Source organism: Aeribacillus sp. FSL M8-0235 (assembly GCF_038000355.1).
GTDB lineage: Bacteria > Bacillota > Bacilli > Bacillales > Aeribacillaceae > Aeribacillus > Aeribacillus composti.
Genome location: NZ_JBBOBW010000001.1, coordinates 607,453 through 620,282, shown reverse-complemented (window position 1 = coordinate 620,282; position 12,830 = coordinate 607,453). Strand labels below are relative to the sequence as shown.

Below are 12,830 nucleotides of genomic sequence, written 5' to 3'. Positions count from 1 at the left end.
AATAAGGAGTTAGACATGAATAGGAGAACGAGAAAAAAGAAAAAGAAAAAAAAATTAAGAGTCTTTGGCTGTTTATTTTTAATCCTGTTTTTAATTGCTGGCGGTTACGCCGTTTATCTATCGATCAAATTAGCTAATGCTTCTTTTCTAGCACAAGAAGATCTGGAGAGAGGAAGGAAATCTGAATTAAGGGAACAACCAGTTGATCCGAAAAAAGATAATTTTTCGGTGTTGTTCATTGGAGTCGATGCGCGGCCAGGTGAAAAGAAAAGCCGATCTGACGCCTTAATCCTGGCATCATTTAATAAAGATGAAAAATCGATTAAAATGGTCAGCATCCCTAGAGATTCAAGGGTGGAAATCCCAGGACATAATCTGGATAAAATTACACACGCCCATGCCTTTGGTGGAAAAGATTTAACGGTTCAGACAGTTGAAAACTTGTTGAATATTCCCGTCGATTATTATGTAGAATTAAATTTTAACGCCTTTATTAATATTGTTGATGCCCTTGGCGGCGTTGAAGTGAACAGCGACAGAGAATTTACTGAGCAAGATAGTAAAGGGAGAAAGAACGCCATTCATATTAAGAAAGGTGTACAAACGTTAAATGGCGAGGAAGCTTTAGCATATGTCCGAATGCGCAAAAAAGATCCATTAGGCGATATCGGAAGAGGCAAGCGGCAACAAGAGGTTATAAAGGCAATAATTAAAAAGAGTTCATCCTTATCTGCTATCACGAAATACGATGATATTATCGACTCTTTAGGGAAAAACTTAACGACAAATTTCAGCATTGGTAATGTCTTAGCGCTGCAAAAATATTCCGGTTCCATCAGCAGCATTGAATCTTTAACAATTGACGGGCACGATAATCCGATAAATGGAACTTACTATTACCAACTGGAAGAGGATTCTTTGGAAAAAGTTTCAACGGAGTTGAGAGAGCATTTGGAGTACAATGCCATGCTGTCATCAAACCTAGATCAATGATTTCTGTATGAATCAGGCGGGAAGCCTGATTTTTTATTCCTGTAAATGATCATGTGCAAACAAAAAAAGAGATTCGTAATGGAACAAAAATTCATTACAATCTCTTCTGCTTATTTATCGGTTTTTCATATTTTCAACTTTTATTTCTCTAAACAGCTTTAATATCGGTTTGTAATTTGAACCAATTAATCCTGTTATCTCAACCACCAATTCAATGGCAATCAATAAAATCGAAATGACAATTAATGAAACCCACATTGTCGCTTGCGAAAAAATGATGGCTACTCCTCCAAAAATTGCACTCATTGTATAAATGATTAAAACAGTCTCCCTATGTCCAAAACCTAAATTTAACAAACAATGATGAAGATGTGATTTATCAGGAGAAGACAATGGTTTTTTCCTCACGATACGGCGAATAATAGCAAAAAACGTGTCAGAGATTGGCACGCCTAGAATAATAATTGGTACAATAAATGATATAAAGGTGACATTTTTGAATCCCAACAATGAAAGTACAGCAATCATATATCCTAAAAATAATGCTCCAGTATCCCCCATGAAAATTTTGGCGGGATAAAAATTATAGACAAGAAACCCTAACGTACTCCCTAACAAAATTAAACACATGCCGGCAACGAAAAAATCCCCCATAATAATTGCCATCACAAAAATGGTAATAATCGCAATGGATGACACTCCTGCTGCCAATCCATCTAAGCCATCAATAAGGTTGATCGCATTTGTAATCCCGACAATCCATAATAAAGTAATCGGTATCGTAAAAATTCCAAATTCGATCTGGCCTCCAAAAGGCAAATTAATAAATTCAACATCTAAACCATGATAAATGACAATGGATGCAGCTAATACTTGTCCTAATAATTTAAATTTTGGAGATATTTCATAAATATCATCAATTATGCCGGTAATCACAATAATGAAGCTTCCAATTAAAATCGGGATGCTGTATTGGTTTTCCGGCCTTAAAAGTAAAAATCCGACCAAAAACGACATAAATATTCCTAATCCGCCAATTCTTGGCATTAACTTGCTATGTACTTTTCGATTATTAGGTTTATCAACAGCTCCGATTTTAAAAGCAAATTTTTTTATAATTGGTGTTATGAGAACAGAAACGACAAAACAAATGATCAAGGATATATATATCATTAAAATTTTCCTCCTCAACCCTTAATGTAACCACATCTCAAATCTCCATACGCTATAGGAACCGCTAGCAAAAAAATTCCACAACACCATTTTAGATTATACCACAAGTAGCAGACGATCAGCGCAAACCTTTGCACCTTTTCACATAATATCTAATATTTTTTTATAGGTACTGTAAATGCTTTCGGAAAATTTTTGAATCGAATAATTTTTAGAAGCTTTTAAATAAAGCCTTTCACCAAATTCTTTCAATTTTCCCCGTTTTTTTAATGCAGAAGCTTCCATTATAGATCTTTTTAATTTTTCATGATCGCCGATCGGGACAATCCAGCCTAAGCTTTTATCGGAAATTAAATGGTGAACACCGCCGACATTCGTTGTTATGACAGGTATTTTGGCTCTAGCCGCTTCTAAAATGACAAGTGGAAAACTTTCACTAAACGATGAAAGCAATAGTACATCTGCAATTGGCAAAATTCTCTCTACATCTTCTCTATAACCAAGAAAATGGACCCGGTTTTGCAACCCCTCTTTCACAACTTTTCGTTTCAACTCATTTTCTAACGAACCGCTTCCTATCAATAACAGATGGCTTGACGGACAGCTTTGAAGCACCTGTTTAAATGCTTTAAATGCTATAAGGTGCCCCTTTATTTTTTCCAGCCGGGCAACCATTACAATCACAAAAGCATCTTTGCTTAAATTAAACTCCTCCCGCTTATAGGGTGGTTCCAGCGTTTTCGAAAAATCTATTCCATTGAAGATCGTTGTTATTTTTCTTTCTTCGATTTGTAAATCAATTAATATTTTTTTAAAACGTTCGGAAATCGCAAAAATATGATCAGCTCTGCGAAAGGAGAATATATTTAAATTTGAAAGCATTTTTCCGATAAACCCCTTGGCAATAAAATCTTGTCTTGGGTCACTATGAACAGTCACAATCCATTTACAGGGAGTGAATAAGCGTACTAGTGCCCCTATTACATTTGCTCTCGGACCGTGGGTATGATACATATGGATGTGATGCTCACGGATAAATTGTACGATATTTTTTACGATAGTAATATCACATTTCGTTTTTTGTGGAAATAAAACTGTCTTTATCCCCAATTCATTTGCTTTCTCAAGAAGCTTCCCTTCTTCAAAAACGCCTAGAATGAATTCGTCCCTATTGAATTCTTTCAATAATGACAAAATATGAACCATGCCTCCGCCTGTTTCATTTCCAGCATTTAAATGCAGGACTTTCATAAATTTAACCTCATCCTCACATTTTTTTTGAATTTTAACCATATAATTTTGATAAGAAACTGTGGCAATGCTATCATGCGCTTCCAACGGGAAGGTTGTTGAATGAGCCGATAAAGCCATTCAATATTTAATTTTTGCCATAAAACAGGTGCTCTTTTTACTTTTTCAGCCAAAACATCGAAACTGCCGCCAACACCAATAAAAACGCCTTTAGTAAACATTTGATAATATTTAGAAATCCACATTTCTTGTCTTGGAAAACCTAATGCAACCAAAATTAAGTCTGCATCCGAATGAAGAACTTTTTGTGCTATTTCTAGATCGTCCAATTGAAAATATCCATGATGATAACCGACTATTTGAATTTGCGGAAACCTTTCAGAAATTTTTTGAGCTGCCTTTTTTACAACTGTAACTTCTGCCCCAAGTAAAAAAATTTTTTTCTTCCGTTTGTTAATTTCACTTAACAAATCCATCATCAAATCAAAGCCAGCCACCCTCTCCGGCAAATGATCCCGTATTATCCGTGAAGCAATAATTATTCCAATTCCATCCGGTACGATATAATCTGCTGAAAGAACAGTTTTTTGATATTCAGCATCTTTTTGGGCATGCATAACAATTTCCGGATTGGCCGTCACAACAAAGCATTTTTCTTGATAATCCATTTTATCAATAAGCAATTTTGTTAATTCTTCTCTTTTAGTTTTTATAAAAGGTATTCCTAAAATGTTTACTTTTTCTTTCATAGTCATCCCCAAATTCTCATAACCCCTTCTTAGGAAAGTATAGGAATCATTTTATTCTTTTTTAACAAATCTTTTTCAATTGTACTTGATTATATATTTCAGAAACTTTCTTGGCTGCTTCAATATGCGAATATTCTCGTTCAATTTTTTCTCTTGCCTGTTCTGCAAGATTTTCACTGAATTTTGAGTCTTTCAGCAATTTTATGATTGCTTTCGCAAGCTCCTCCGGATTTTTTTCTTCTACTAGTAGACCATCCTCCTGATCATGAATGATTTCTTTCAATCCACCGACAGCAGAAGCTATGACTGGAGAACCAGATCCCATGGCTTCTAACGCTGAAATCGATGTCGCCTCTTCTACTCCATAGGAGTGAACGCTGGGTATTAGCACAACATCAGCCGCGGAATAAAGCTGCATCATTTGGTCATGAGGAACAGAGCCTAGTAGCTGAACATGATCTTCTAATTGTAATTGTTGCACTTTTGCTGAAATATTTTCCATTTGCTCCCCTGTACCAGCATAAACTAATAACGTTTCTGGAAATATTTCTAATACATTAGGGAGTGCGAGTGTTGGATAAATGACCCCGTTTTTCTCCGTCAATCTTCGTGGTACAAATAAGATCTTCCTGTTTTCTGGAAGGCCCAAACGTTTTCGAACTTCTTGTTTATGATATAATTGCGGCTTAAATTCATTTGTATTGATAAAATTTTTTATAACGGTCGCTTTTTTATTTGTTTTATCAAAAATATATTGTTGAATTCTTGTGTCAACTGCTATTAAATGGTCCGCTTTTTCATATGCCTCCTTTTCAATCAGCTGAATATATTGATCTTCTTTACTATCCTTCAAAATTGCTCCCCTGCTGATCGCTTCATATGAAAAATATCCATGTACGGTTGCAACTGTCGGCATGTTGCTTTCAACAGCTGCAAGAGCAGCGTACACATCATGGCAATGGATGACGTCATAACGCTTTTTTGTTTTTTTCAATATCGATTTCAACATTTTTTTCCGTTGGCCATCATTGATCACCTGTCCTTTTCCTTTTTGAATCTTATTGAGCAAATATCCTGGTGCTTGGGCATAAATTTTTTTCAAAATGGGATTCATACTAGAAAATGACAATATATCGACGTTATGCCCAAGCTCTTCTAAACCATTTTTTAAAGTGAGAACATGTGTAGATAAGCCGCCCTCATGCGGAATTTCAAAAATGGTTGTCATTAAAATATTCATAACTCATCCCCTACATTTTTTGATTGAATGGAATATTTCCGGTGCTTGTTTAACAAGAAACCCAAAACAATATAAAAATAAAGCGTAAATGTTTTATCTTCCAAAATATTATAGAATGCCGCCGCTGCCGCTCCAGCTATTAAAAACGCCAGCACTATCCATTTTTCAATTTTTTCGCAATGACTGCGAATAATCGTAATGATTAACACAACAAAAAAAAGAAAGAAAAACAAAGCGCCTATTACACCTGTCTGAACTAATATTTGAATATATTGATTATCCGAATAGATGGGATTATGAATTCCATATTCCTTTAAAATAGGTGAACCAAACGCCCATGAGGCTGAATCGCCGTAAGTTCCAAAGCCGGTTCCAATCAGCGGATGTTCTTTAAAAATTTCTATTCCCTTTTTAATAATAAAAATTCTGCCACCTTCTGTGCTTTTTGAAATGGTATCATCTGAAAACATGTCGAAATAACGATTCTCTTTATGTATCTTTTTCTGAGATTGCTCTGCCAGCTGCTTGTCATTAAAATAATTTTCTATATATTCAGCAGTATAAGCAGTCGGCAAAAATATGATAAACAATGCAGCCGCAATCACAATGGTTTGTGATTTCACTAATTTCCACTGACGTGTTGCAGCAATAAAAACAAGATAAGCAATTGCGAATGAAAGAATCGTACCTCTTGAATAGGTCAATAATACAACGCCAAAAATTAGCGTTGCGATCACATATAAAAGTGGTTTAAAACGATCAAACTTTTTGATTAAATAAAAAACCGAAAAAAATGAAATCATTAAATACGTCGCTAAAATGTTCGGATTTCCGGCAAGTCCATAAATGCGAATTCGGTTTGTTTCTGCCAAATCCATTTGAACCCACGCTTCTGGAAGAAGCAATGTGCGTAATGATAGCTTTTCAATTAAGCCATGAACAGATAAAACAGTTGCTAAACAGACAGTCACAAGAAGAAATTGTGCAATGTCTTTTTCAGTAATTTTCAATTCACTAACAATGATCATACATAAAAAAGTAAGTACGAATGCCCTGATTTGAAAAATAATGGAAGTTATCTCCACTCCTGTTATGAATGCTGAAACAACACCAATTAAACAAAAGAGAAGAAAAAAGACTGAAAATAAAAAAGTGCGTCCAAACCATTCTTTATGTATGATAACTTTTTGTATGACAATAAGGAAAAATAACACACAAATGATTCCGTCCCCTAAATATTTCAATCCCGGGTTCATTTCAATTAAAAATGGGCGAATAGGAAAATAGATGATCAAAACAAAAATGGCAGATTTCCAATTTACCGAAATTAATGCAATAATGAGCAAGGAAATGAAATAGCCAATATATTGATTAGAGGTAAATAAAGCGGCTACCAATAATATTAGCGAAATCATGAACGACGAGTTCCTTAACCGTTCCATCATTATCACCCAATCATCATCTTTTCTAATTTATTATGTTTTAATACCAGTAATCATAACAAACCATTTTTAAGAAATTATTGATTTTTGCAAACAGAGTATTAAAATATCGTAAAGATTTCACCATTATTATTTCATTAGCAGCTTTTTAAAACGGTTATATCCGTCTCGATAGAAAAAATATATGCCAATTGCATAGACAATAGCTGCAACTATAGAAATGACCAGCAGCTGAAATAATGAATAAACATTTTGTAAAAATGCCGCTCTTCTTATCAAAATAATAACGGCAGCCATCATTACACATGGAACTACAATCCTTACTAAAAGCTGCAAAAGTTTTTTTTGCTCGCTAACGTGAAATTGGCGATAAACGTAAATGACTGTCAAAACAAGATAGTATAATGAAACAATGGAGCTCGATAAAGCTAAACCAATATATCCAAGTTTTATTGCAAAAAAATAATTTAAAATAACATTGAGCACTATTGTACTTACACTAACTATAAACAGAAATACTGTCTTTTCTTTTACATAGATCGCTTTAGAAACTACCGATTGTGTACCCTGTAACAAAATTAATGGTGCATAATAAATTAAGGCGGCAAACGTTTTTTTCGTATCCGCACTGGTAAATTCTCCTCTTTCATATACAAATGAAATGGCTAAATCCCCCAACAACATTACACCGATTGTTACAGGCAATAATAATAGCACGGATGATTCAACGCCAAGAAATACGGTTCTCTCAAAGCTTCGATCGTCCTCTACCTTTTCAGACAAAATCGTAAATATAATGGCCGCAATCGTTGTGCTGAAAATAGTGAAGGGAATGCTTACAATTAATGAAGCATTGTTTAAATATGTGACAGCTCCGCTAATTGTACTTGTAGCAAACATTTTGTCAACGAACATATTAATTTGACCGACTACCGAATTGGCGACTGAAGGGAGAAATAATACAATGATGCTTTTTCGAAATTGCCTCTCTATATTAAAAGTAAATGCCCAATGATAGCCATTTTTTTTTAAATAAAAAAATTGAATGAACACACCCAAAAGGGTACCGATAATAAACCCGTAAATTAAGCTGTAAATTTCTAATACTTCCGATAATGTCAATGCAAATATTGCAGCAAACAACGTTGGCAGCAATTTTGATACATGAGCAGGAATAAAACTTCTTTTGCTTTGCAAATACGTATCCAAAATTCCGCTTAATACAATTAAACTTATAAAAGGCAGGAAAATCGCGGTTATTTTTACAGCTACATGTTCTGTTACTGCATTCATAGCTGGAAATAAAGTTTTCAAAATGATTGGATAGAAAGGAAATACAACAATCGATAAGCATAAAAAAAGGAAAACTGTATAATTTAATACAGCATTTGCATTTTGATCTGCTAATTGGCTATTTTTGTTCTTCTCTTTTATATATATTGGTAAAAAGGCATGATTAAATCCGCTAGAAATCATTGCTACGACTAATGTTATGAAAGAAAAAGCAATTAAATAGCCATCCGTATATTCATTTGCTCCAAACTCCTTGGCCATGATACTTTCTCTTAAAAAACCGGAGAGCTTCAAAACAATAGCCAAGATCGTTGACCAAATCGCCGCTTTTTTGAGTGTTGACATCATGACACCTTCTTTACCATAAACATTTACAAAAAGTTTTCTTTCATGAGATAAATATTCCTTTTTGCTTCCTGCTGCAAATCTTGAATACTTTTTGTTAATTTCATTTTAACGTTTTGTTTCTCCATCAATATTGCCCGGAAGTTTTCCAGTAAGCGCTGCTTTTCAAGATTTTCCATTGAAAAAGAATAACACCACAATCCGGTTCTTTCCAGAAAGTTTTTTACCTTCGGATCATAACTTATTCCAATATGCGGTGTCCCCATTTTGGCGGCAAAGATAAGGAAATGAAGCCGCATACCAATCGCAATTTTGGCATGCCTAAAAAAATATAAATATTGATGCGGTTTAAAGTCAGTGTTCAAAATATAGCACTTATCACGGTTCTTCATTAAACCCATCACTTTTTCAGACTGTATCCTGTCATGTTCTCCCTCCATTGGAACAAAGACGGGCGTGAATTGATCCTTTTCAATTAATTCATCAAGCGCGTCCGCTAAAACTTGAAATGCCTGATGATGACGAAACCATGGACGAACTGAGACAGCAATAATTTTTTCTTTACCTGTTAACGGTAAACTTTTATAACAGGCATCATCCTGCTTTATTTTAAAAGCAAACACAATATCCGCCGTTACGACTGTTTTCGGCTTATTTATCCCCAATTTTATAAGCAAATCCTTTGAAAACTCATCCCTTACTGTTATAAAGTCTGCCATATTTGCAAATATTTTCATTAAAATTTTTGCCCATCGGGTTTCAATCGGCCCGATACCTTGGGAAAAAAACATTACCTTCGTTCCACACAGCTTCGCTAAAAACACAATTAATAAATAATATGGCAATGGTCCAAATAAAAATTTTGTCGAATATGTATCCTGCAAAAGCCCTCCGCCTCCACTTAACAATAGATCAGCCTCGCGAAGTGCCTGAATCTTTTTTAGAAAATCACGACGCCAGCCTCTATATATACTTTTTACTTGATGCTTCCGTGAGGTCTCTTCAGGGGACAGTGAAAAAACAGTTATATTAATCGGATCAATTTCCGCCCTTAAATTATCGATCATTGATTCCAATATAGCTTCATCTCCCGTATTCCCCGCACCGAAAAACCCTGATATCACGACTTTCACTTCATAAACCTCCCCCAAGAATGAATAGAGATGCCGATATGATATTATTATTTTACAATGAAGAACGCTCAAAATATGGGGTTTTAACATTTTTTACATGAACTTAATGTAAACGCAAATTTATTATGATTCATTATTGCCTTTCAAAAGAAATGGTAATCCTTTTTATAAATAAATGTTTAAATGTTCAATTGTTGTATTTTAAGCGTTATTTGTGATTTTCTTAAATGACTTGATTAAATCCAATAGTTTTTTTCGCAAGTTTTATAAGAACCTTTTCATTTCCTCAAACGATGAGACTACCTTCTAAATCCAGTTAAAAAAAGGTGATTTTTCACTTCATTTGCGGTGCACCACTCTGTCACGCTGCTTTTTATGTTTCTTCCAACTTTATCTTCCATTCATTATAATGTAGGTTAAAAGATGTTTAGATTTGGCGCTTACTATCATCGATCCCGAAAAATAGAAATTATATAATAAAAAATCCCCTTATTAGGAGAATTACTACCTAATAAGGGAATGATTTAATAAAGAATTAAATTGTTCTATAGATTGTTTTGTATATTTTTCAAAATTGAACGAATTGAAATTATAAGGGTTCAATAAAAACTTACGCATTCCTTGATAAAGCCCTTCCGTACTATTTTCTACAATAATAGCCTCATTATTTTGTAAATATTTTACTGTTCCTTCTAAATCTACTGTAATGACAGCCGTTCCAACGGCGAGAGATTCAAATACTACCAGACCTAATGCTTCATAATAAGAAGATAATACAAAGGCATCACATAATTTTAGTAAGGCGTACGGATTGCTCATTCTTCCAAGAATATAAATAGACGATTTTGCTGAACTGTTTCTTACTTGCCGAACGGTTTTATTCTTTAATGGACCATGAGGAGCAATAATAATTAATCTTGTATTTGGATTTTCTTTATTAACTTTTTCAAAAGCTTCAATTAGCCGTTCATGCCCTTTTTCATACGCAAAACGCCCAATGTTAATGAAGAATTTAATATTTTCGTCAAATAATTCATTTAGCAATCGAGATTTACTTTTGCCAATAGTTTTTTCTATTATGATTTCATTTGCTAAATTTATTTTTTCCTCGATTCTTTTTGCAATATTAACATGGTTTTCTTTCATTAGTTGATCCAAATCATCCCGTATGTTTAGATTATTATATTCTTGAAATCTTTCATGGCTCTGTAAAAAAAGATTAATATTTTTATTCAAATGTTGGAAATTCATTTTTTCTGTCGGAACATAAGCATACGTAATAGAAGTTGGAAAGATCGTTGCAAAAATATTTTCTTTTGCAAGTTCACGCACGCGTTTTTCACCAAAAAAGTTATTTACTGTGAAAATCTTTCCTTTTGTAAAGGGCAAATTATTTTCCAAATCATCCTTTAATGATCCATTTACAATAGCGATCTTATCCGCTTTCTTGTACGCTCCGAAAATAATTTTTTTACTATAACTTTTCTTTGCTTCATACTCCTTAAACATATCGGTGTGGACAAAAATAATTTTGTTGATATTTTCATCTAAGTGCGAAAGTAATTCCGCAAATTTCCGATCAAAGCCAGTATAATGAATGTAATCATCTATTTTTAAATCACCAAAAAAACGCCTCTGCTCAGGCAAAAACATGTTTTTGACAAAATGTTGTACAACTGGCCCTTTAAACCACTCATATTTAAAATAAAATTTATAAAATATACGCTCAATAAAAGTACCATTTAGTCCGCCTGGGATTGGATAGTACAAAACTCCCTCTGGTAGATCCCGCACTTTATAAAAATGTTCTTTTTTTAGTCGTTTACGTTCAAAAAATAAGATGTAGTTTCTTTGAGAAGTATCAATATTATTTAACATGTTTAACAAGGCAGACGTTATTCCATTATCCCATAAACCACCACAAAAAATAGCTGTTGTTTTTTTGCCGTTATAGATATCCGTTTCTGTAATACAATCGTAAGTTGTATCATTAAACAAATAATCACATAAAATTTTAGTACCTTCAATATTGTCAAATGGGCAAAATTTTTCTTGCATTTCTTTGTATGAAAAAGTTTTATTATCTCTTAAAGCAATTAATAATTCGTCAACTGTTTTTGCTTGAACAAATGGATAATCGTCAATATCTTCATATACACCACGTGTACTAAAATAATCTTCTTTATCATATGTGTAAAGCACAATTTTTCGCCCTGTAACAAGAAAATCATACATTACTGATGAATAATCAGTAATCAAAACATCAACTGCAGTTAAAAATTGGTAGACTTCATATTTTTCAGGCATTGAATATATATTTTCAAATTCAGAAAGATCAATATTCGCTTGAAAAGGATGTAATTTCACAAAAAATATTTCATTTTTTTGGAGTTTTCCGGAAATTTCTTCTAAATCAGAGAGGATTTTGCTGTGGTCATGATTAACACGCCCGACACTTCCTCTCCAAGTGGGCATATAGAAATATATTTTTTCGTTCGTTACTCCTAGTTCAGAACGAATTTTTTGGCGTATTTTTTCATCAAACATTACAGAGTTTCTAGGAGAGGGACCAACAACCATTTTCCCCTGATACACACCAGAAATATTGAAAGCATGTTCAATAATATTTCTTGTATATTCATTATTCACTATAATTTTATCTGTCATATAAAAGTTTTTTTGCACATTGCCAACTTCAGTAACATTTTCTAAATCCTTCCCAAGTTTTTTTAATGGGGTGCCATGCCATATATTAATATAAATTTGTCCTTCTTTCTTATTGAAAAAAGGATAAAAAGTAGTATCATTGAACAGATATTTGGCACTTGCAAGCAACCTGCAATATTCCTTAGAAAGGTGCTTAACAACCTTTGCACGTTTTATATTTTGATCGTTCAAAAATTTTTGTATTGACTCAATATTTTTTGCCGCAACAAATAAATTTAAATGATTATAATTTTTTTCCAGTTCTTGCAAAATGTAAAACATATGACCAGAAATATTTGCCCCATGAGTAGACTCAATTAGAACACAGTTTTGTTGAATTTTTAACTTTTTATAATATTTTTGGTAATAATATAAATATTTGTTTCTATTAAAATTTTTAATTTTCTTTTTTAATTTTTCAGTAATCATTTTTTACTACCTTTCTGCCTAGTTGTTAGCAAGGAAAGTTTCAGATAGACTTACCTAGATTATTATAATTGTTAAC

Annotated in this window: 9 protein-coding genes; 1 reads left to right on the top strand and 8 read right to left on the bottom strand. The window is 33.4% G+C overall.

Annotated features, from left to right (window positions below; genetic code table 11):
* The first annotated feature begins 15 nt into the window (after positions 1-15).
* A complete protein-coding gene (locus NSQ71_RS03120; protein ID WP_066246871.1) occupies positions 16-993 on the top strand; it encodes an LCP family protein in 978 nt (325 codons plus the stop codon).
* Between the two features lie 114 nt (positions 994-1,107).
* Here NSQ71_RS03120 and NSQ71_RS03115 read toward each other — a convergent pair whose 3' ends face one another.
* The 8 genes from NSQ71_RS03115 to NSQ71_RS03080 form a co-directional block, all read right to left on the bottom strand.
* Positions 1,108-2,166, bottom strand: a complete 1,059-nt coding sequence (locus tag NSQ71_RS03115; RefSeq protein ID WP_144597242.1) for a glycosyltransferase family 4 protein — start codon at positions 2,164-2,166, stop codon at positions 1,108-1,110.
* A 141-nt stretch (positions 2,167-2,307) separates the two neighbouring features.
* On the bottom strand, positions 2,308-3,417 hold the full coding sequence (locus tag NSQ71_RS03110) for a glycosyltransferase family 4 protein (protein WP_340732813.1): 1,110 nt from the start codon (positions 3,415-3,417) through the stop codon (positions 2,308-2,310).
* Positions 3,414-4,166: a WecB/TagA/CpsF family glycosyltransferase gene (locus tag NSQ71_RS03105; RefSeq protein WP_340732812.1), complete on the bottom strand. Its 753-nt coding sequence runs from the start codon at positions 4,164-4,166 to the stop codon at positions 3,414-3,416. Before NSQ71_RS03105 ends, NSQ71_RS03110 begins: the two co-directional genes overlap by 4 nt.
* 61 nt (positions 4,167-4,227) lie before the next feature.
* On the bottom strand, positions 4,228-5,406 hold the full coding sequence (locus NSQ71_RS03100; RefSeq protein WP_340732811.1) for a glycosyltransferase family 4 protein: 1,179 nt from the start codon (positions 5,404-5,406) through the stop codon (positions 4,228-4,230).
* Positions 5,403-6,821, bottom strand: a complete 1,419-nt coding sequence (locus NSQ71_RS03095) for an O-antigen ligase family protein (protein WP_340732809.1) — start codon at positions 6,819-6,821, stop codon at positions 5,403-5,405. The genes NSQ71_RS03100 and NSQ71_RS03095 overlap by 4 nt, the downstream gene beginning before the upstream one ends.
* 156 nt (positions 6,822-6,977) lie before the next feature.
* Positions 6,978-8,486, bottom strand: a complete 1,509-nt coding sequence (murJ, locus tag NSQ71_RS03090; RefSeq protein WP_130158272.1) for a murein biosynthesis integral membrane protein MurJ — start codon at positions 8,484-8,486, stop codon at positions 6,978-6,980.
* 26 nt (positions 8,487-8,512) lie between these two features.
* Positions 8,513-9,619, bottom strand: coding sequence for a polysaccharide pyruvyl transferase CsaB (gene csaB / locus NSQ71_RS03085; protein ID WP_340732808.1), 1,107 nt, complete (start codon positions 9,617-9,619; stop codon positions 8,513-8,515).
* Positions 9,620-10,123: 504 nt separating this feature from the next.
* On the bottom strand, positions 10,124-12,754 hold the full coding sequence (locus tag NSQ71_RS03080) for a CDP-glycerol glycerophosphotransferase family protein (protein WP_340732806.1): 2,631 nt from the start codon (positions 12,752-12,754) through the stop codon (positions 10,124-10,126).
* Between the last annotated feature and the right edge of the window lie 76 nt (positions 12,755-12,830).